Annotated in this window: 17 protein-coding genes and 1 riboswitch; of the genes, 7 read left to right on the forward strand and 10 right to left on the reverse strand. The window is 64.1% G+C overall.

Annotated features, from left to right (window positions below):
* Nucleotides 1–29 precede the first annotated feature (29 nt).
* Nucleotides 30–1,073 (forward strand): substrate-binding domain-containing protein, encoded by a 1,044-nt coding sequence (locus M1D34_RS17665; RefSeq protein ID WP_498783270.1) that lies wholly within the window; start codon nt 30–32, stop codon nt 1,071–1,073.
* Between the two features lie 42 nt (nt 1,074–1,115).
* Here the strand turns inward: M1D34_RS17665 and M1D34_RS17670 are convergent, their stop codons facing one another.
* From M1D34_RS17670 to thiC, 6 genes are all read right to left on the reverse strand, one after another.
* Nucleotides 1,116–2,105 (reverse strand): sugar-binding transcriptional regulator, encoded by a 990-nt coding sequence (locus tag M1D34_RS17670; RefSeq protein WP_498783272.1) that lies wholly within the window; start codon nt 2,103–2,105, stop codon nt 1,116–1,118.
* Nucleotides 2,106–2,174: 69 nt separating this feature from the next.
* A complete protein-coding gene (locus M1D34_RS17675) occupies nt 2,175–2,780 on the reverse strand; it encodes a thiamine phosphate synthase (protein ID WP_498783274.1) in 606 nt (201 codons plus the stop codon).
* Nucleotides 2,777–3,550, reverse strand: coding sequence for a thiazole synthase (locus tag M1D34_RS17680; protein WP_498783276.1), 774 nt, complete (start codon nt 3,548–3,550; stop codon nt 2,777–2,779). Before M1D34_RS17680 ends, M1D34_RS17675 begins: the two co-directional genes overlap by 4 nt.
* 2 nt (nt 3,551–3,552) lie before the next feature.
* Nucleotides 3,553–3,750: a sulfur carrier protein ThiS gene (gene thiS / locus M1D34_RS17685; protein WP_003529414.1), complete on the reverse strand. Its 198-nt coding sequence runs from the start codon at nt 3,748–3,750 to the stop codon at nt 3,553–3,555.
* The gene (gene thiO, locus M1D34_RS17690) at nt 3,747–4,724 is read right to left on the reverse strand and encodes a glycine oxidase ThiO (RefSeq protein WP_498783279.1); all 978 of its coding nucleotides are present in this window, start codon (nt 4,722–4,724) and stop codon (nt 3,747–3,749) included. The genes thiS and thiO overlap by 4 nt, the downstream gene beginning before the upstream one ends.
* Before the next feature lies 1 nt (nt 4,725).
* A complete protein-coding gene (gene thiC, locus M1D34_RS17695) occupies nt 4,726–6,561 on the reverse strand; it encodes a phosphomethylpyrimidine synthase ThiC (RefSeq protein WP_498783281.1) in 1,836 nt (611 codons plus the stop codon).
* A gap of 98 nt (nt 6,562–6,659) precedes the next feature.
* Nucleotides 6,660–6,771, reverse strand: a riboswitch (TPP riboswitch).
* 205 nt (nt 6,772–6,976) lie between these two features.
* On the opposite strand from thiC, the gene M1D34_RS17700 reads away from it, so the two are divergent.
* Entirely contained in the window at nt 6,977–8,995 is a 2,019-nt protein-coding gene (locus M1D34_RS17700; protein WP_498783283.1) for an aq_1923 C-terminal domain, read from the forward strand.
* A 124-nt stretch (nt 8,996–9,119) separates the two neighbouring features.
* Here M1D34_RS17700 and dctD read toward each other — a convergent pair whose 3' ends face one another.
* Both dctD and M1D34_RS17710 read right to left on the reverse strand, forming a co-directional pair.
* Complete coding sequence (gene dctD / locus M1D34_RS17705; RefSeq protein ID WP_498783285.1) at nt 9,120–10,502, reverse strand: C4-dicarboxylate transport transcriptional regulatory protein DctD; 1,383 nt, start codon at nt 10,500–10,502, stop codon at nt 9,120–9,122.
* A 3-nt stretch (nt 10,503–10,505) separates the two neighbouring features.
* Nucleotides 10,506–12,371: a sensor histidine kinase gene (locus M1D34_RS17710; RefSeq protein WP_498783287.1), complete on the reverse strand. Its 1,866-nt coding sequence runs from the start codon at nt 12,369–12,371 to the stop codon at nt 10,506–10,508.
* 231 nt (nt 12,372–12,602) lie between these two features.
* Here M1D34_RS17710 and M1D34_RS17715 point away from each other — a divergent pair, with 231 nt between their 5' ends.
* Nucleotides 12,603–13,928: a dicarboxylate/amino acid:cation symporter gene (locus M1D34_RS17715; protein ID WP_010976308.1), complete on the forward strand. Its 1,326-nt coding sequence runs from the start codon at nt 12,603–12,605 to the stop codon at nt 13,926–13,928.
* Between the two features lie 112 nt (nt 13,929–14,040).
* On the opposite strand, the gene M1D34_RS17720 is transcribed toward M1D34_RS17715, so the two are convergent.
* Entirely contained in the window at nt 14,041–14,970 is a 930-nt protein-coding gene (locus M1D34_RS17720) for a response regulator transcription factor (RefSeq protein ID WP_498783289.1), read from the reverse strand.
* On the reverse strand, nt 14,957–18,337 hold the full coding sequence (locus M1D34_RS17725; RefSeq protein WP_498783291.1) for a hybrid sensor histidine kinase/response regulator: 3,381 nt from the start codon (nt 18,335–18,337) through the stop codon (nt 14,957–14,959). Before M1D34_RS17725 ends, M1D34_RS17720 begins: the two co-directional genes overlap by 14 nt.
* 304 nt (nt 18,338–18,641) lie before the next feature.
* On the opposite strand from M1D34_RS17725, the gene M1D34_RS17730 reads away from it, so the two are divergent.
* From M1D34_RS17730 to urtA, 4 genes are all read left to right on the forward strand, one after another.
* Entirely contained in the window at nt 18,642–18,980 is a 339-nt protein-coding gene (locus M1D34_RS17730) for an ArsR/SmtB family transcription factor (protein WP_003529430.1), read from the forward strand.
* Between the two features lie 32 nt (nt 18,981–19,012).
* Complete coding sequence (locus M1D34_RS17735; protein WP_498783294.1) at nt 19,013–19,477, forward strand: SRPBCC family protein; 465 nt, start codon at nt 19,013–19,015, stop codon at nt 19,475–19,477.
* Nucleotides 19,474–19,923, forward strand: coding sequence for a GFA family protein (locus M1D34_RS17740; protein ID WP_498783296.1), 450 nt, complete (start codon nt 19,474–19,476; stop codon nt 19,921–19,923). The genes M1D34_RS17735 and M1D34_RS17740 overlap by 4 nt, the downstream gene beginning before the upstream one ends.
* Before the next feature lie 210 nt (nt 19,924–20,133).
* Nucleotides 20,134–21,426: an urea ABC transporter substrate-binding protein gene (gene urtA, locus M1D34_RS17745; RefSeq protein ID WP_498783298.1), complete on the forward strand. Its 1,293-nt coding sequence runs from the start codon at nt 20,134–20,136 to the stop codon at nt 21,424–21,426.
* Nucleotides 21,427–21,471: the final 45 nt, after the last annotated feature.

A 21,471-nucleotide genomic window follows, 5' to 3' on the forward strand; every position in this document is an offset into this window, starting at 1 on the left:
ATCAAAGTTCATCAGTGGAGGAGACTGACATGGACATAACTCGAAGAACCCTGGGCAGATGGACGCTCGCGCTTATGGGCGCGGCTGCCTTTGCCGTGCCGTCCCTTGCCGCCGACATGCCGAAGCCGTTCGACAAGCCCGGCGACGTGAAGATCGCGCTCGTGCGTTATCTTTCGACCGGCGACTTCTTTCAGTCCTATCTCGCAGGCGTCGAGGCGCAGGCCAAGGCGCTCGGCGTTGAGCTTCAGATATTCGACAGCCGTCAGGACGCCGCGCTCCAGGCCGATATGGTCGATCAGGCGATAGCGCTCGGAGTGGATGGCATCATTATCCAGCACGGCCTGACGGAATCCATGAAGGAAGCTGCCCAGCGCGCGATCGATGCCGGCATTAAGGTGGTCGCCTTCGACGTGAATGTCGAGAATGAGAAGATTCCGCAGATCGAACAGTCCGACCGCGACCTCGCCCGTCTCGCCCTCGAACAGGCGATCAAGGATAACGGCGAGAGCTTCAGGGCCGGTTACGTCTACGTCGCCGGGATCGCCCCGCTCGACCGCCGCGACGAGACCTGGAAGGAATTCAAGAAGAAATATTCCGGCATCGAGGAAGCTGCCCAGTTCGGCACCATGGACAACCCGATCGCCAATTCCGTCGCCAACCAGGCCCGTTCCGTGATTTCAGCCAACCCGGACATCACGGTGATGTTCGCCCCCTATGACGAATTCGCTAAGGGTGTGAAGATCGCGGTCGACGAGGCGGGCCTCTCCTCCAGCGTGAAGATCTACTCAGCCGACATCTCGACCTCGGACATCGCCGCCATGCGGGAGGCGGGCTCGGCCTGGGTGGCGACCGCGGCGACCAATCCCGCCGTCGTCGGCCAGGTCTCGGTGCGTTCGCTCGCCATGCTGCTTGCCGGCGAGGATCCCGGCCGGCAGGTGATCGTGCCCCCGACGCTGATCACGCAGAAGGACCTGAGCGATCAGGACATCAAGAACATGGAAGAACTCGGCGTGAAGCTGCCGCAATTCGCGCATGCCGACGTCGCCATGCCGGCCTGGATGCCGAAGCCCTGATTACGTGCGCCGCGCGTCCCGATGGACGCTCGGCGCGCATATTCAATGATCGCGGCTCCAGCGGTCCATGATCCGTCGCGCCATCGAGGCGGTAACGACGAGATGCGAAGCAAACCCGCCCTTCAGAGCCGCCATCAGCGGCTCGAACTTGCTTTCCTCCTGCACCACCAGCATGCGCTTCCGGATCGCGCGGATGGAGTCGAGGTCTGCCGAGATGCACCGTCGGTTGTGCGCGCAGTCCATCCACTGGCCGTCGAGATCGATCAGCTGTCCGGCGATGACGCCGGCTGCCCCCCTTTTGCCCATCGCATGCATGTCCTCCGCCGAAAGGGCACCGCATTTGACGAGATGGCTATCCTCCTCGATGCCCCCGACGGAGTAGAGCGCGAGCTTGCAGTCCGAAATCGTGGCAAGTTGGTCCCTGATGACGGGCTCGCGGCGCAACTCCTCGGCGAGCCGCTCGGATGAGAGGACGAGGGGCGCATAGAAATTGATGCCTTCCGCATTGAGACGGCGGGCGATTTCCGTGGTGCACTGATCCGGGCGGTAGGAGTAGGGAGCGCCGAGATTGCCGCAGAGCTGCACGACCGACACGCCCCGAAGATCGGCAAACGGCATGACGTCCGCTATGTGATACACGGTGCGGCCCCAGGCGACACCGATCCTGTCGCCCTTGTTGATGAGCTCCAGGAAAACCGAGGCCGCCACCACGGGCATCTCGACGGCCGGGTCCATGGCCTGCCGGTCCTCGGGGACGATCCAGACACTCGTCAGTCCTGCGGCGTCCTCCAGCTCGCGGGCAAGGACGTCGTCGGAGAAGAGTTCCGTCGACGTGGTGATGGTGACTATCCCCATCTCGCGCGCCTTGCGCAGATACATGGCAATGGAAGCACGCGAGATTTCAAGACGTTGGGCGACTTCATCCTGGCGCAGGCCATGCGTATAGTAGAGCCATGCGGCCTTGTGGATGATCTGATCGTTGGCGCGGATCGGCATGGAGTTCTTTCGGACGGAAACCCTGACATAATTCATCACACGTGACAAATGTCAAGCATCGCTGCTTCGACCCATGATGCCGGGCCGTCTCCCCCCGCGCTACCGCTATCTCCACGCCTCCGTCTTCCGTATCCACTCCCTTGTGCGTGCTTCCGGATCGGCATTCAGCGTGATGTCAGTCACCACGGCGGCGCTGTCGGCGCCATGCGCGAAGACGCCTTCGATCCGCTCCGTATTGAGGCCGCCAATGGCGACGAGCGGGAGCGGGTGAACGCGCTCGCGCCACCATGAAAGCCGCTCCAGCCCCTGCGGCGCCCACTTCATCTTCTTGAGGATCGTCGGATAGATCGGCCCGAGCGCGACGTAGTCCGGTTCGGCTGCGAGCGCCTTTGCCAGTTCCGCCTCGTCATGGGTGCTGACGCCGAGCTTGAGCCCTGCGGCACGGATGGCGGCAAGATCGGCCTCCGCCAGATCCTCCTGACCGAGATGGGTGAAATCGCAGCCTTCCTCTATCGCCAGCTGCCAGTAGTCGTTGACGATCAGCTGGCATGCATGGGCGGAGCAGACTGCCCTGGCGACCCGTATCTGGTGGCGGATGTCTTCCTCGTTCCGGTCCTTGATGCGGAGCTGCACGAGTTTGACGCCGAGCGGCACCAGCCGTTCGATCCATTGGGCGCTGTCGACGATGAGATAGAAGGGATCGAGCTTCACGAGAAGACTGCCTTTCCGATGACGGGCGTGGATGGAACGGCCATATCGCGCGGCTCCAGCATGCCGGCGCCGTGAGCCGCGTGGCCGGCATCGATCGCCTTGGCGAAGGCTTCGGCCATGGCGGCGGGATCGGCAGCGCCGGCAACAGCCGTGTTGAGCAGCACCGCGTCGTAGCCGAGCTCCATGACGGTGGTCGCGTGGGACGGGCGGCCGACGCCAGCGTCGACGATCAGCGGCACGTCGGGAAATTCCGCGCGCATGGCGCGCAAGCCCTGCACGTTCTGCGGTCCCATGGCGCTGCCGATCGGCGCGCACCAGGGCATCAGCACTTGGCAGCCCGCCTCCAGCAGCCTTTCGGCGACGACGAGGTCGTCCGTCGTGTAGGGGAAGACCTGGAAACCTTCCCCGGTGAGGATGCGAGCCCCCTCCACGAGGCCGAAGACGTCCGGCTGCAATGTGTCCTGGTGGCCGATCACTTCCAGCTTGATCCAGTCGGTGCCGAACACCTCGCGCGCCATCCTGGCGGTCAGCACGGCCTCCGAGACGGAATGGCAGCCGGCGGTGTTGGGCAGCACGCGCACGCCGAGTTCGCGGATCAGCTCGAAGAAGGCGCCGCCCTGGCGCCCGCCGGCCGTCTCGCGGCGGAGCGAGACCGTGACGATATCGGTGCCCGACCGCCGCACCGCTTCGGCGAGCACGGCCGGCGAGGGATAGCGGGCGGTTCCGAGCAGGAGCCGCGATCGGACCTCTGTTTCATAGAATAGCGGCATCGTCAGCCTCCCTGCATGGGCGACAGGATTTCGATACGGTCGCTGTCCTCAAGCCGGTGACCGGCGCGGTCTGCCTTCCGGACGAGTTCGCCGTTGACGGCGGTCGCCAGCCAGTCGCCCTCGAATTCGAGGCGCTGCAGGAGTTCGGCGAGCGTCGCGGCCTGAAGCTCATGTTCCTCGCCGTTGATGGTCAGCTTCATCGGATATCTCCTCTAAGATTCTCTTCGCCAAGGGCCAGTGCTGCCGCCTCCCCGGCCATGGCCGGGGAGAGGAGGAAGCCGTGCCGATAAAGGCCATTGACGGTAATCGTGTTTTCACGGCGCGAGGCCCGCGGCAGGTTGTCGGTAAAAGCCGGGCGCACGCCCGTGCCGGTTTCGACCAGGCGCGCTTCGGCGAAAGCCGGATGGAGCGCATAGGCGGCGTTCAGCAGTTCCATCAGCGAACGGGTGGTGATCGGACCGGCGTCGTCGCTCTCGATCATCGTCGCGCCGCACATGAAGAGCCCGCCGCCGCGCGGCACGATATAGAGCGGGATCCGGGGATGCAGCATGCGCACGGGGCGGGAGATCGCCACCTCGTCCGTCTGCAGATAGGCCATCTCGCCGCGAACGCCGCGAAGCCCGTCGATCCCGCCAATTCTCGACGCGCCGGTGCAGTCGACGGTGAGCGCGAAACCGCGATCGTCCATGTCCTCGCCGGCGAACGCGGCGCCGCGTGCCGCCAGCCCTTGCCGGAGCGCCGAGAGTGCCCGGCGGGGGTCGAGATGCGCCTCCTGCGGAAAGAACAGCGCCTGCCGGAAACGGCCGGCGAGGGCCGGCTCCAGCGCTGCGATCTCCTCCGCATCGAGCCAGCGGAAGCCGGAGGTGCGCGAGGCGAAGCGCTTGAGTTCGGCTCCGTCACGCGGTTGCGCCACGACGAGCGTGCCGTTGCGGTGGACGGAACCGGCGGGGAGGGCGGCTTCCCACCAGTCGGCGGCGCCGATCCCCAGGGTCAGGACGGTTTCCTCGGCGCTTTCCCGCTCGCACCAGGGAGCGAGCATGCCGCCCGCATACCAGGAAGCAGCCCCGGTGAAGCCGGCGGCACTTTCGATGATCGTTACTTCGGCGCCGAGCGCGAGAAGTTCATGGGCGGCGGTGAGGCCGGCGACGCCGGCCCCTCTGATCAGCACGCGCATCTCATTCTCCAGCGGGCGCGGCATTGCTTTCATCGAGCGGCATGTAGAGGTCGCCGCCGTCACGATATTTCGCGGCCATGGCCTCGAGGCCCTCCTTCTGCGCCTCGGCGCGGATATCGTGGGAAATCCGCATCGAACAGAATTTCGGCCCGCACATGGAGCAGAAGTGCGCGACCTTGTGCGCCTCCTTCGGCAGCGTCTCGTCGTGGAAATTGCGCGCGGTCTCGGGGTCGAGCGAGAGGTGGAACTGGTCCTCCCAGCGGAACTCGAAGCGGGCGCGCGACAGTGCGTCGTCGCGGGTTCGGGCGGCCGGGTGCCCTTTGGCGAGATCGGCGGCATGGGCAGCGATCTTGTAGGTAATGACGCCGGTCTTGACGTCGTTGCGGTCGGGCAGGCCCAGATGTTCCTTCGGCGTCACGTAGCAGAGCATGGCGGTGCCGAACCAGCCGATCATCGCCGCGCCGATGCCTGACGTGATGTGGTCGTAGCCGGGCGCGATATCGGTGGTCAGCGGCCCGAGCGTATAGAAGGGCGCTTCGCCGCAGACGGCGAGCTGCTTGTCCATGTTCTCCTTGATCTTGTGCATCGGCACATGGCCCGGCCCTTCGATCATCACCTGGCAATCCTTGGCCCAGGCGATCTTCGTCAGTTCGCCGAGCGTTTCGAGCTCCGCGAACTGAGCCCGGTCGTTGGCATCGGCGATCGAGCCGGGACGCAGGCCGTCGCCGAGCGAGAAGGAGACGTCATAGGCGCGGCAGATGTCGCAGATATCCTCAAAATGCTCGTAGAGGAAGCTTTCGCGATGATGATGCAGGCACCATTTTGCCATGATCGACCCGCCGCGCGAGACGATGCCGGTGACGCGATCCACGGTGAGCGGGATATAGTGAAGCCTGACGCCGGCATGGATGGTGAAATAGTCGACGCCCTGTTCCGCCTGCTCGATCAGCGTGTCGCGGAAGACCTCCCAGGAAAGGTCTTCCGCGATGCCGTTTACCTTTTCCAGCGCCTGGTAGAGCGGTACCGTGCCGATCGGTACCGGCGAATTGCGGATGATCCATTCGCGGATGTTGTGAATGTTGCGGCCGGTGGAAAGGTCCATGACCGTATCGGCGCCCCAGCGCGTCGCCCAGACCATCTTCTCCACCTCTTCGGCCATCGAGGAGGTGACGGCGGAATTGCCGATATTCGCGTTGATCTTCACCAGAAAGTTGCGGCCGATGATCATCGGCTCGGCTTCCGGATGGTTGATGTTGGCCGGAATGATCGCCCGGCCGGCGGCCACTTCCTGGCGGACGAATTCCGGCGTCACGAAATCGGGGACCGAGGCGCCGAAGCTTTCGCCGTCTCGGGCGAGCGCCTCCTTCGCGGCCTTCCGGCCGAGATTTTCGCGAATGGCGATGAACTCCATCTCCGGCGTGACGATGCCGGCGCGGGCATAGGCGAGCTGGGTCACCGCTTTTCCGGGCTTGGCCCTGAGCGGCCGATTGCGAACCGGGAATTCCGGCGTCAGCCTTTCGCCGGTCGCAAAGCCGTTATCCTCGGCCTTCACCGCACGGCCGTCGTAGCTTTCGACATCGCCGCGCTTGAGAACCCAGTCGCTGCGAAGGCGTGGCAGGCCCGCGTCGATGCGGATATCGGCGTTTTCGACCGTGTAGGGACCGGAGGAGTCGTAAACGGTGACCGGCGGCTCGCCGGAGGTCGGATGGAGCGCGATCTCGCGCATCGGCACGCGGATGTCGGGATGGATATCGCCCGGCTTGTAGACCTTGCGGGATGCGGGAAGCGGTCCCTGGGTGACCGAGGGCGCCGCGGTGAGAGGTTTGACTAGATTCATCTTGAGGCTCCAAAGTTTTCGCGTTGGAGACCCAGTTCTGAAGTCGGAAGGATGAAAAGACGTTTGGCCGACGGATCGCGGGTACACGGATTCCTGGCTGTCGCACGTCTGCACCGTCCCTACGCCAGTATGAACTGGATCAGGTTCAACGGGTCACTGCGCGCTCTAGCAGTATCTCAGCCCCTTGCCGGGACCCCCCTGGTGAATGGCGCAATTAGGACCGGTTATCGGCGCGGCGTCAAGATGGTTTTTGAATGGCCGCCTCCGGCGCGGTCCGGTCCCGGGTGAGGATGTCGGGCGCGTCAGTTATCTGCTCTGGATTGTCCTCCCGCCATGCTTGCAAATGCAGCTCCTTGCATCTAATCACCCGTCACGAATGGGGCGCGGTGAAGCAGGTAGTGGAAGGACGATTGTCGTGGGGCAAGCTGAGGCAGGGACAGGAAAAAAGAGACGCAAGGCGCTTTGGGCCGCAGTTGCGGTGATAGCAATCACCGCCGCCGGCATGGCCGGCTACAAGACCATCGTAGAAAATCGCGTGAGCAGGTTGATCGCCGAGCGCGGTGGCAAAGCGGCCAGCGTCGAAGCGGATTTCCTTGGGCGAATTCATCTGCGCGACGTGGCCTTGCCGCTGAAGGACGGGTCGGACGTTCGTATCGCCGCGGTTGACGGCCGGCCCAGTATCTTTTTCCTCCAGGGCATGCTCGAAGTAAGCGGCCTTGAGCTCAAGACTGCTTTCGGCACGGTCTCTGTCCCGCGCGCGGTCGTCGAAGAAGCAGATTTCGATCGCGGCACCTTGGAGCAGATGTTCGGCGGGAAGAGCGAACTCTCGATCTCCAAGCGAGTAGAACTTTTCACGGCAAGGCGTATCTCCGCCCCGGAGATCGTCTTCGCCGAGATCGTTGCCGGGACCGAGCAGAAGCTGATCTACAAGAACGTGGTCTCGGAAGGCATCGCCGATGGGCGTATCGCCCGCTATTCGGCGAGCGGCGGCAGCTTCGAAGTCGGCGTGGACCGTTCGGGGGGAGAGGGCGGTAAGAAGAATAGGGTGGCGGGTTCCATCGGAGCCGTGACGGCGCAGGATATCGATGCCGCCTATCTGGCGCGGCTCTATACCGAAAAAGCCGGCCCGGACGACAACGAGGCAAAGCCTGTCTATGGGCCGATTTCGGTAAAGGACATCGCCTTCTCGGATGGCGAGGCGAGCTTCGGCTATGACGAGGTTCGCAGCAGCGGCTTCAGCATGCGAATGCCGGCCGAGCCGCTGGTCGAGACGCTGGAAAAGCTGAAGTCGGTCTCGGCGCCGGATCAATTGCCGCCGGCGGAACGCCAAGCCTATTTCAATCGGGTCTTGTCGATTATCGACATGACGAGGAAGGCCGACATGGAAATGCTCGGCCTTACGATCGACGCGCCGATGAAGGACGGTGACGAAGGCGAGAGGATCAAGGTTTCGATAGACCGCCTCGCCCTTGAGGTCGATGGACGGAAGCTTGACGGCACGCTGAATGGCCTCTCGATGGGAGAGGGCGCGGACTACATCAAGGTCTCCGAAGTGAGCATTTCGGGATTTTCCTGGAATTCGACCTTGGAGGGTCTGCAGAGGATGGTCGCGCTCGACGAGCGGCAGCGCGAGAGTTTTCCCTTTACGACACTGTTGCCGGAATTCGGTACGGTCCGGCTGGCGGGTCTGGATGCCGATCTGCCCGATACAGAAACCGAAGGCGCCGAGAGCGACGCACAGGATTCGGTGCCGAGGCGCGTCCGCTTCTCGCTCAAGGATTACGAGTTGGCGCTCACGAAGGCCCGCAACGGCATTCCGACCGACATCCGCATCAGATATCAGGATCTGACCCTGCCGATCCCGGAGCATATGCACGACGAGCCGTTCGCGCAGCTTCGCAACCTCGGTTTCAATGAGGTGGTCCTGTCGTCCAACATCGAAGCCGCCTGGGACGAGCCGAACCAGACTCTGGTCATCAGGGATATCTCCACACGTGGAAAAGATATCGGCGGCTTTTCCCTCTCCGGCCTGCTAGGGGGCGTGAGCGGCGACTTCTTTTCCGGCGACGAGGCGAAGATGCGGGCAGCGCTGTTCGGCCTCACCGCCCGTGAAGCAAAGCTGAAGATCGAGGACAAAGGTCTCGCCGCCAAGGCCATACGGGCCTATGCCGAGCAAAACGACATGACGGAGGATCAGGCGCGCGGCATGCTCACGATGACGGCTTCGGTGGCGTTGCAGCAGTTTGCCGCGCAGGAGCCTCGGTTGCAGGACGTGCTGGACGCGGCTTCGCAGTTCATTGCCAAACCGGGAATGTTCACGTTGACGGTCAAATCGAAATCCGCGAACGGAATCGGTGCGCTCGAATTCGCGGTTGCTTCGCAAAATCCGCTCTTGCTTCTCGACAGGGTCGACTTCGAGGCGACGGCGGAATAGGCGGCCTTCTCACCGCAGGCCGGGCGAAGACGACTTGCAGCGCCGAGCAAGTGATCGCCCCTCCCCACAGGTGGGAGGGGCTTAAACCTGCCGCACCGCCACCGACTTTGTCGCTGCCGCAGGCTCAAGTTTTCGATATGGCATTGGGACGCCCCGGGCCTGCCCGTTCGACATAATCTGCCCGGTTGATCCCATGGCGCTGCAGCTTGTCGTAAAAAGTCTTGCGGGGGATGCCGAGGGCTTGCAGGGTCTCTTTGACGTCGCCGCAATGCGCCGTGAGCGCCTGCTTGAGGATATCGGCCTCGTAGCGTTCCAATCTTTCCGGCAGGGTCGCTCCGCTTGAGGCGGGCGCTACGGCCGGAACTCCCAGGTTTCCCTCCACCCCCAGCGCCACCCGTTCAGCGAAGTGCGAAAGCTCGCGCACATTGCCGGGCCAGGAATGCGTCGCCAGGTACGCGCGCATGGCAGCCGAGATCGCGGGCACTTCGCGGCCGAAGCGTTCCGAGGCGCGGGCCAGGAAATGGGAGAAGAGGAGGGGGATGTCGTCGCGCCGTTCGCGCAGGGGCGGGATCGAGAGCGTCACGACGTTCAGCCGGTAATAGAGATCCTCGCGGAAATCGCCGCGCGCGGCCGGGTCGCCGAGATCGACCTTGGCTGCGGCGACGACGCGGATGTCGACGGGGCGGGTCAGGTTGGTGCCGAGCGGCGTGATCTCGCGTGCTTCGAGCACGCGCAGCATCTTCACCTGGGTTGCCGGCGGCATCGCCTCGATCTCGTCGAGGAAGAGCGTGCCGCCGCTCGCATGCTCGATCCGGCCGATCCGCTTCTTGACGGCGCCGGTAAAGGCGCCGGGCTCGTGCCCGAAGAGCTCGCTTTCGATCACCGTTTCCGGCAGAGCGCCGCAATTCAGCGCCACGAAATTGCCGGTCCTGCGCCGGCTCCATTGGTGCAGGAGCGTGGCGACGACCTCCTTGCCGCTGCCCGTCTCGCCGGCAACCAGCACGTCGACATCGGTGTCGGCGATGTGTTTCAAGGTCTGGCGAAGCCGCTCCATGGCCGGCGTCTGGCCGATCAGCGGCAGGCCTTCGGAGGCGGCTTCGGCCGCGCGGCGCAGCGACCGGTTCTCCATCACGAGCCGCCGCTTCTCCTCTGCGCGCCGGGCGCTCTGGACAAGACGATCGGCGGCAAACGGCTTGGCGATGAAGTCATAGGCGCCGTCCTGGATCGCCTGCACCGCCATCGGTATGTCGCCGTGCCCCGTAACAAGGATCATCGGCAGGTCCGGATCGAGCGCCAGGATCTTGCGGAAAAGGGCAAGCCCGTCCATGCCGGGCATGCGGATATCGCTGATGACGATGCCCGCGAAGTCGGCGGAAAGTCCGGCGAGCGCCTCCGTCGCGCTGGCGAAGGACGAGACGATGAAGCCCGCAAGCTCGAGCGTCTGCTGCATTGCCTTGCGCAAGTCGCGGTCGTCATCGATCAGGAACACGGATGGGGCGGCGCTCATCGCTCAGGCCTTCTTGAGATTGACGGCAAATGTCGTTCCGGAGGGGCCGCTCTCGACCTCGATCGTGCCGCCATAGTCGGAGACGATCTCCTTGGAGATCGCGAGACCGAGGCCCAGCCCGTCTTCCTTCGAAGTGTTGAACGGCGTGAACAGCTCTTCGCGGACATCGGCCGCAATCCCCGGGCCGTTGTCGGCGACGGTCAGCGCGATGCCGCCGGCCGCCTCCTCGCAGCGCACCTGGATCGCGCCGTCCTCGCTGTCGCCGATCGCTTCCAGTGCATTCTGCAGAAGGTTGATCAAGACCTGCTCCAGCCGGATGCGGTTGCCGAGTGCCTGGAGACCATCGGGCGGCAGATCGATGCGGATTGCGTCCATCCGTCCTGCAAACCGGCTGCGGAGCAGCATGAGCGCACCCTCGACGACCTCCTTCATCGCGGTCGGCCCGGCGGCGAAATGGCCCTTGCGGGCGAAGCGGCGCAGTTCGTCGGTGATGGCGCCGACGCGCTCGGTAAGCTCGGCTATGCTTTCCATGTTTTCGGCGGCGGTGACGGTCTGGCCGCGGTGGAGAAACGTGCGGGCATTATCCGCATAGGCGCGGATGGTGGCGACCGGCTGGTTGATCTCATGGGCAACCCCGGCGGCGACCTGGCCGAGGATCGCCAGCCGGTTCGCCTGGACGAGGTCCTGCTGCACGGCCTGGAGCTTCTCGGTGGTCTGCCGGTGGTCGGCGATCTCGGTTTCGAGACGGTCGCGCGCCATGCGCAGGTCGCGCGTCCGCTCCTCGACGCTCGCCTCAAGCGCATTGCGGGCCAGCCGCTCCTCGGCGCTGCGCATGGCGACTACCTGGCGACGGCGCAGGAGCAATGCGGCAAGCGCGAGAAGCGGTACGAGCGCGGCAAGGGTGAGGAGCTGCGCCTCCCGCGCACCCGCTGCGAGCGGCGCCTTCAGCGGCGACAACTGCTCGAGCCGCCAGTTCGTCGACGGCACCATGGTTTCCACGCGCAGGAAGGCTGCGGTGGAGTCGCCCGGCAGCAGGGCGTCGAGCGTGGAGGAGCCATCGGGCCGCGCTTCGATCTTCCGGAAGGGCAGCGGCAGCAGCGGCGCATCGCCGAACTGCAGGCTTTCGCGAATGGGCGCCAGCCGGTCTTCGGCGATCGGCTTCGTCGTCATGAAGCGCCAGGAGGGCAGGCTGGTGATGAGGACGATGCCGCGCCGGTCGGTGACATAGGCCGGCTTGCCCGAGGCCTGCCAATCCGCCTCGACCCCGTCGAATTCGAGCTTGGCGACGATCACCCCCAGCGGACCGCCTGGCCCGTCGACGCGCCGGGAAATATAAAGCCCGGGCCGATTGCTGACCGTGCCCATGGCGAAATGTTCAGCCATGCCGTCGCGGACGGCGAGCCGGAAATAATCGCGGAAGGCATAGTCGTTGCCGACAAAGCTCGTCGGCTCCTGCCAGTTGCTGGCCGCGACGGCGACGCCGCTCCGGTCGATCAGATAAATGACCGCGGCTTCGGCGCTTGTCGCCAGGGCCTCGAGCTTACGGTTGATGCGGTCGAGCGACGGCCTGTCCGGCGAAAGCAATGCGCCACGAATGGCTGCGTCGTCCGCGAGGACAAGCGGCAGGGCGCGCTGCCGTTCCACGACTGCTCGAAGAAGCGAGGCTTTCAGGCTGGCGTCGATCCGGCTCTGACCGGCAAGGCCGGCGAGCGCCTGCGACCGGCCGTAGTCTCGCGCAAGAAGAAGGCCGGCTGCCAGAAGGACCAGCGCGACTACCGCGAAAACGAGCCAGGACCGTCGGGCCCGGCTGCGAAGCGCATGCGGATCGCTCGCTTCTGCAGGAAGTTTGACCATGCGAACATTGTGCATGTTTTCGCCCAGGACGCCAGCGCTTCTGTGCGGAAATCCGCACATATCCACGACCAGCAAGCGAGCACCGCCCCCAAAAATCTCATGAATTTAATCGCATCGGCCTTCCGCGGCAAACTGGCACGCATGTTGCTGACCAGCTCCACAAGGCAGCCACTGCTGTCGATCTTCGGAAAGCGGCCCGGGAGGCCCGGCATGTTGCCGGACTGGGCCTGCCACGTGGAGGATATCATGATCATCGAACATTCCGCGGAGGTCCGCGGCAAGACACCCCTTTACCGCCATCTCTATGTTCAGGTGCTGGCGGCGATCGCCGCGGGCATCCTGCTCGGGCATTTCTATCCTGATATCGGCACGGAGCTCAAACCGCTCGGCGACGCCTTCATCAGGCTCGTGAAGATGATCATCGCGCCGGTGATCTTCCTGACGGTCGCGACCGGGATTGCCGGCATGACCGATCTCGCCAAGGTCGGCCGCGTCGCCGGCAAGGCGATGATCTACTTTCTCGCCTTCTCCACCCTCGCGCTTGTCGTCGGCCTCGTCGTCGCAAACGTGGTGCAGCCGGGCGCGGGCATGCATATCGATCCGGCCTCGCTGGACGCCAAGGCGGTCGCTACCTATGCCGAGAAGGCGCATGAGCAGTCGATCACCGGCTTCCTGATGAACATCATCCCGACGACGCTCGTCGGCGCCTTCGCCGAAGGCGACATCCTGCAGGTCCTGTTCATCTCGGTGCTCTTCGGTATCTCGCTGGCGATCGTCGGCAAGAAAGCCGAGCCCGTGGTCGATTTCCTGCAGGCGCTGACGCTGCCGATCTTCCGGCTCGTTGCGATCCTGATGAAGGCCGCCCCGATCGGCGCCTTCGGCGCCATGGCCTTCACCATCGGCAAGTACGGTATCGCCTCGATCGCCAATCTCGCCATGCTGATCGGCACCTTCTATCTGACGTCGTTTCTCTTCGTCTTCATCGTGCTCGGCGCGGTCGCACGCTATAACGGCTTCTCGATCCTCTCGCTCATCCGCTACATCAAGGAGGAGCTGCTGCTGGTGCTCGGGACGTCTTCTTCGGAGGCGGCTCTTCCGGGCCTCATGAACAAGATGGAGAAGGCCGGCTGCAAGCGCTCGGTCGTCGGTCTCGTCATTCCGACCGGTTATTCCTTCAACCTGGACGGCACCAATATCTACATGACGCTTGCGGCCCTGTTCATCGCCCAGGCGACCGATACGCCGCTCTCATACGGCGACCAGATCCTGCTGCTCCTCGTCGCAATGCTGAGCTCGAAGGGTGCGGCCGGCATTACCGGCGCCGGCTTCATCACGCTTGCCGCAACGCTCTCGGTCGTTCCCTCCGTGCCGGTCGCCGGCATGGCGCTGATCCTCGGCATCGACCGCTTCATGTCGGAATGCCGCGCCCTGACCAATTTCGTCGGCAACGCGGTTGCGACGATCGTGGTGGCGAAGTGGGAAGGCGAGCTCGATCAGGCGCAGCTTTCCGCAGCTCTCGGCGGCGAGGCGTCCGTCGAGGCCATCCCGGCGGTCGTCCAGCCCGCCGAATAAGCTTGCCTCCCAGGGCGAGACCGCACGCTGGTGCGGTTGGCGCGGTCCGGTTCTCCGGGCCGCGCTTTTTTATCGCCGGCCAGGCCAGAGGGGGTGGGCACTCGGCACAAGATCAGATCCCGTGCAGCACCTGCGTCGCCTTCACTGCCGCCGAGGCCCGGTTTTCGACGCCGAGCTTCACATAGATCTGTTCGAGATGCTTGGTGACGGTGCGCGAGCTCAAACCCAGGATCTCGCCGATGTCGCGGTTGGATTTTCCCTTGGCGATCCAGAGCAGCACCTCGGACTCCCGCTGGGTGAGCCGGAAGTGCTGGCGCAGCGTTTCGTCGTCGCTCATGCCGTTCTCGGCCGTCAGCCGGAAGAGGTATTCATTGGCGCCGATCGCGCCGAGATAGGAGATCTGCAGGCCCGTCTGGCTGGCGCGCTGCAGGGTGAAAGTCCCTTGCCTTTCGCCGGGGCTGTTTTCCCGCTCCCGCATCCACTCGGCAATGCGCCCGGCGACGAAGGCAAGACCGTCGTCGCTGCCGGTGGCCGCGTTGACGAGGCGGGTCGCCTGCGGGGTCGACCAGCGGACCGTTCCATTGCCGCGCACCGCCAGCAGATGCCGCCCCGCCGCGTCCAGTGCGACGCGGGCGCTTTGGGCGGAGCGCGCATTGGAAAGATGGACGCGGATGCGGGCGCGCAACTCGTCGATATTGATCGGCTTGGTCAGGTAATCGACGCCGCCGGCTTCGAGCGCCCGCACCACATGCTCCGTCTCGGTGAGGCCGGTCATGAAGACCACGGGCACCTGGGCGACCGAAGCATTCGCCTTCAGCCGGGTGCAGGTGTCGAAGCCGTCCATGCCGGGCATGACCGCATCGAGCAGGATGATGTCCGGCGTGATGCGATCGGCGATGTTGAGCGCCGCGTTGCCGGAGGTCGCGATCAATACGGAAAAGCCGGACTGTTCCAGCGCTTCGGTCAAGAAGCCGAGCGCCTCCGGCGAATCGTCGACGAGGAGTACGATGTCGCGCGCGTTCGCTGCCTCAGGCACGGGCATTCGCCTCCCCGGCGAGCAGGCGTTTGAGAAAGGCGTCATACCCCGCGAGGTCGAATGCCCCGACATAGGCGCGCGCCGCCTCGGCGAAGGCTCGGTTGTCGGGGTTCAGGGCGATCTCCGTCAATTTTGCTTCGATGCCCCTCACGTAGCCGATTTCGCCGAGCTCGATCAATTCTTTCAAATGATGATGACCGGGGCTCGCCACCGCAGTGGTCTTGTCGGTGCCGGACGTTTCCTTCGGGCCGTCGTCGTAGATCCATTCGAGTTTCAGGTGGATCGCGAGCTTGTCGGTGAGCTGGCGCAGGCCGAAGGGCTTGGCAAGCGCATCGTCGTGGCCGATGGCGCCGGCGGCCGAGCCATCGCCGATATTGGCCGAAAGCATGATCGCCGGCGCGCTCTGGCCGGCTTCCCTCAGCCGCGTCACCAGATCCCAGCCGCTCATGCCGGGCATGGAGATGTCGATCAGGAACAGGTCCGGTTCCGTATGTTCGGCGAGCGCCAGGCAGGCCGCCCCGCTCGCCGCCGCAAGAACGGTGAAATCGAGCGGCGTCAGCAGCTCGCGCATCAGGTCGCGGTGATCCGCATTGTCGTCGACCACGATGATCGTCCGGCGTGGCCCGTGATAGGACTTGATCTTGCGCACCGGGTCCTTGAGCGCGGCGGGCCGGTCGACCGCAGAGAGCATCAGCCGGACCTTGAAGGCCGTGCCCTTGTCCTTCTCGCTGGTGACGGAGATTTCGCCGCCGAGCGTCTGGGTGAGGAGGCGCGTGATGGTCAGGCCGAGGCCGAGGCCCGGCATGCGATATTCCGCCTCGCCGCGCTGGAAGGGCTCGAAGATCCTGGGCAGGTCCTTCTCGCTGATGCCGCGGCCGCTGTCCTCGATGGTGAAACTTGCGACCTGGCTGCGATAGGCGACGTCGAAGCGGATATGTCCCCGTTCCGTGAACTTCAGGGCATTGGAGAGCAGGTTGACGAGGATCTGCCGCACGCGCTTGTCGTCGGTCCGCACATATTGCGGCAGCGAGGCTGCGCGGTTATGCGCGAAGGCGATGCCCTTTGCCTGCGCCTGCGGGCGGAACATGTCGACGATCTGATCCAAGAAGTCCTGAATGTTGATCTCGTTGGAATAGACCTGCAGCTTGCCGGCTTCGATCTTGGAGATGTCGAGGAGGCCGTCGATCAGTCCGGAGAGATGGTCGGCGCTGCGCCTGATCGCCTTGATCGCGCCCTGCCGCGGCGGCGGTATCGTCTCGTCGCGCTCGAGGATCTGGGCGTAGCCGAGCACCGCATTGAGCGGCGTGCGCAGTTCGTGGCTGAGCCCCACGACATAGCGGCTCTTCGCGCGGTTGGCCGACTCCGCCCTTTCTTTCGCGTCCTGCAGCGCCGCGTCGGTCTTCTTGTGGGCGGCGATCTCCTTCAGGAGAGCCGTGTTCTGCCGGGAGGATTCCTCTTCCGCAACGACCCGGCTGTCATGGGCAAGCACGTAGAACCAGGACACGACGCCGGCAAGGATGGCGAAGACGAAGAAGACGATGGCGATGGTCCGCTCGACGACGTCGGCGGTCTCGGGAGAGGCGGCCGTCGTCTGGTGGGCGATCATCGCCAGGATGACGCCGATGCCGGTGATCGAGATCACCGCCGAAATCGCGTAACGGCCGAGCCTTGTCGCGAGCTTTGCGACGACCGTTTCGGGCAGCACCGCCTTGGCCACGGTCGCGACCTGCGTGTTCAGCCGCGCCTTCGGCTTGCACATATCGTGGCAGCGGCTGTCGAGAGAGCAGCAGAGCGAGCAGATCGGCGCCGCATAGGCCGGACACCAGGCCATGTCCTCGGGCTCAAACGGATGCTCGCAGATCGAGCAGGTGATCTCGCTTTCGGTGAGCCAGCTCTTGCGCGGCTTGCGGGCGAGATAGAATTTCCCTTCCGTCCACCAGGCGATCAGCGGCGAGACGACAAAGGCCGTGACGAGCGCGATATAGGGGGCGAGCGAGGCGGCGATTTCGCCCGCCGCGCCGAAATGCGCGACGAGGGCGAAGAGCGTCGACACGCCCATGGTGCCGAGGCCGACGGGGTTGATGTCGTAGAGATGGGCGCGCTTGAACTCGATTCCGGGCGGGGCGAGCCCGAGCGGCTTGTTGACGAAGAGATCCGCGGAGATCGTTGAGAGCCAGGCCATGGCGACGATCGAAAAGATGCCGAGCGTCTCCTCCAGCAGACGATAGATGCCGAGCTCCATCAGCAGGAGCGCGATCGCCACGTTGAACACCAGCCAGATGACGCGGCCCGGATGGCTGTGGGTGAGCCGCGAGAAGAAGTTCGACCAGGCGAGCGAGCCCGCATAGGCGTTCATCACGTTGATCTTGAGCTGCGAGACGACGACGAAAGCGGCCATCAGCAGGAGCGCGGCCGTGTCCGACGGGAAGATGTAGCCGAAGGCGGTGTAATACATCTGCGCCGGGTCGGCGGCCCTGGTCGAGGGAACGCCGGTGCTGAGCGCCAGCACGACGAGAAAGGAGCCGGCAAGCAGCTTCGGCGCGCCGACGATCACCCAGCCGGAGCCGGCAAGAAAGACGGCGATGCGGTGCCGGAGCTTGCGCTCGCCGTCAGGCGGCAGGAAGCGCAGGAAGTCCACCTGTTCGCCGATCTGCGCCATCAGCGCGAAGATGACCGCCGAGGCAGCGCCGAATTCGACGAGATGGAACGGCGCGAGCGTGCCGGGGGGACCCGATGTGTGATGGATGCCCGCATAAGCGAGCCACAGACCGACCTTCTCCCAGTCCGCAAACGCGATGAAGGCGAAGGGAAGAATGTTCAGGACGATCCAGAAGGGCTGCGTGACGAGCTGGAACCGGCTGATCAGCTTCACGCCATGGGTGACCAGCGGGATCACCATGATAGCACTGACGATGTAGCCGATCCAGAGCGGTATGCCGAGCGCGAGCTCCAGCGCCCCGGACATGATCGAGGCTTCGATCGCGAAGAGGATGAAGGTGAAGCTCGCATAGATGAGCGAGGTGATCGTCGAGCCGATATAGCCGAAGCTCGCGCCGCGCGTGAGAAGGTCGATGTCGACGCCGTGACGGATGGCATAGCGGCTGATCGGCAGGCCGACGATAAGGATCATCAGGCTCGCGACGAGTATCGCGACGATGGCGTTGGTCGTGCCGTAGGACATGGTAATCGCGCCGCCGATGGCTTCCAGCGCCAGGAAGGAGATGGCGCCGATCGCCGTCTGCGAAATGCGCGCGGAGGAAAAGCGCCGCGCGCTCTTGGCGGTGAAGCGCAGCGCATAGTCTTCGAGCGTCTGGTTGGCGACCCAGCGGTTATATTCTCGTCGAACGGGAATGATGCGCTGGCGTGCCGCCATGGTCCCTCGTCATCTCGCATTGCCGGCCGAATGCGCCAGCCGCTCCTGTCGTAACACGGACGAGCGGCCCGGGAAATTGCTGCATTGCGGAAAACGTCGACGCTCCGCGAGGGCCGCTTGATCAGTTTTGATCGTTTTGTATCGAATGTTCTCCCTCTTGAAGCGGATTTGCCTGCTGTCCCTTGAGACCGACCAAGTGAATGGCAATGGCGCGGCACCTGTCTATTGCAGATTTCAGCTCTTGACAGAACGCAACGCTGCTGCAATAAACCATCAAGTTAAATAACCGGTAGGTTAAGCATTGATGGATCAGCTCAGCAGCACCCTGTCGGCACTGGCCGACCCGACCCGCCGTGCCATCGTTGCGCGCCTTGCCGCCGGCGAGGCGACGGTGAACGAACTTGCAGCTCCATTCGAGATGAGTCTGCCGGCGGTCTCCAAACATCTGAAGGTATTGGAACGCGCGGGGCTGATATCCCGGGGCCGTAACGCCCAATGGCGGCCCTGCCGGCTGGAGGCGGCGCCGTTGAAGGAAATCGCCGACTGGGTCGAACGCTACCGCCATTTCTGGGAGGGCAGTTTCGACCGACTCGACAGCTATCTTCATGAACTGCAGCGCAACGAGAAATCGGATCAAGACTGAACCGGGTTCGCCCGACCGCAAGGGAGAAGATCATGAATGCCCCGTCTCTGAAGGAAGAGAACGCGCTTACCATCACGCGCGTCTTCGACGCGCCCGCCAACCTCGTCTTCAAGGTCTGGACGACCCCCGAACACTTGGCACGCTGGTGGGGCCCGAAGGGCTTCACCGTGCCCGCGATCACCACCGATTTCCGTGAAGGCGGCGCCTGGCGCGGCTGCATCCGCTCGCCGGAGGGCCAGGACTACTGGGCGCACGGCATCTATCGCGAGATCGTGGCCCCAAGCCGGATCGTCCTTAGCTTCGCCTGGGAAGAGGAGGGCGCCATCGACACGCTGATCACGGTCACCCTCGATGATGTGGCGGGCGGCACGCGTCTCACCTTCCACCAGGTGCCGTTCACGAGCGCTGAGAGCCGCGATTCGCATGCGGAAGGATGGAGCGAGTGCATGGACCGGCTGGTTTCCTATGTCGCTGCCCGGAAGGAGGAAGTGCAATGAAGAAGACCTATCACGGGAGCTGCCATTGCGGCGCGGTGCGTTTTTCCGCAAATCTCGATCTTGCGCCGGAGGGAAAGCGATCCGAAGCGCCGCGGCCGGGCGTGTGGTGGACGACGACCTTCCGCTGCAACTGTTCCTCCTGCCTGAAGACGCGATTCTGGAAGGTGTTCGTCACGCCCGAGGATTTCTCCCTGCTTTCCGGCGAGGAGGCCTTGGAGGAGTACCGCTTCGGCGAGCGCATGATCCGCCACGTGTTCTGCCGGCACTGCGGCGTCCACCCCCTTGGCAGCGCCGATTTCGAGATCATGGGCGGGCCGTTCCATGCGGTGAATATCGCCTGTCTCGACGACGCGACCGACGAGGAGCTGGCGAATGCCCCGATCGTCTATGAGGACGGGCGCCATGATGCATGGGATCGGCCACCCGCGGTGACGTCCTATTTGTGAGGAGCCGTACCGCTCCTTCGCGTCTGCCGCGGTAGCCAATCGGATCCGCGGCAGACCTCCCCCAGTAAGCCCAAGCTTCCTTCTTCCCCCCGCCGCCTACGTAGAATGACGTATGTGCCGTGCAGCGCGGCTGCCCGATGATCCCCCGAGCAACGGCCATGGAGAACGGCCACTTGCGTTGCGGCGATCAGAACAAGGGGGTTCAATCAGATGACTATCAGGGCACGCGTCACCGGCGCATTTCTCGCTGCCGTCCTTTCTACGACGGCGTTCAACGGCGCCTTTGCGGCCGACGACACGATCAAGGTCGGCATCCTGCATTCGCTTTCCGGCACCATGGCGATCTCCGAAACGACGCTCAAGGACGCCATGCTCATGCTGATCGAGGAGCAGAACAAGAAGGGCGGCCTGCTCGGCAAGAAGCTGGAAGCGGTTGTCGTCGACCCGGCCTCGGACTGGCCGCTCTTTGCCGAAAAGGCGCGCGAGCTCGTCTCCGTCGACAAGGTTTCCGCCGTCTTCGGCTGCTGGACGTCGGTGTCGCGCAAATCCGTGCTGCCGGTCTTCGAGGAGCTGAATTCGATCCTCTTCTATCCGGTCCAGTACGAGGGCGAGGAAAGTCAGCGCAACGTCTTCTATACGGGCGCCGCTCCCAATCAGCAGGCCATCCCGGCCGTCGATTATCTGATGGAGAACGAAGAGGTCGAGCGCTGGGTGCTCGCCGGCACCGATTACGTCTATCCGCGCACGACCAACAAGATCCTCGAGGCCTACCTGATCTCCAAGGGTGTCGCGCCCGAGGACATCATGATCAACTACACGCCTTTCGGCCATTCCGACTGGCAGACGATCGTCTCGGACATCCAGAAGTTCGGCTCGTCCGGCAAGAAGACCGCGGTCGTCTCGACCATCAACGGCGACGCCAACGTGCCGTTCTACAAGGAACTTGCCAACCAGGGCATCAAGGCCGAGGACATCCCGGTCGTCGCCTTCTCGGTCGGCGAGGAGGAACTTGCCGGCCTCGATACCGGGCCGCTCGTCGGGCATCTCGCTGCCTGGAACTATTTCCAGTCGGTCGACAACCCGGCCAATGCGGAGTTCATCGAGACCTGGCAGGCCTATACCAAGAACGACAAGCGGGTCACCAACGACCCGATGGAAGCCCATTACATCGGCTTCAACATGTGGCTGAAGGCAGTCGAGAAGGCCGGCACCACCGATACCGATGCCGTGCTCGACGCCATGATCGGGGTCTCGGTACCGAACCTTTCGGGCGGATATTCGACGATGATGCCGAACCACCACATCACCAAGCCCGTGCTGATCGGCGAGATCCAGTCCGACGGCCAGTTCGAAACGGTATGGGAAACGCCCGGCCTCGTCGTCGGCGACGAATGGTCGGACTACCTGCCGGACTCGAAGGACCTGATCTCCGATTGGCGCGCGCCCATGTCCTGCGGCAACTTCAATGTGGCCACGGGCAAGTGCGGCGGCAAGGGTTCCTGATTTCATGACGAAAGACTTGCTCAGGGAGCGGCCCGGGTCGGGCCA

This window comes from Ensifer sp. D2-11, from assembly GCF_054161295.1.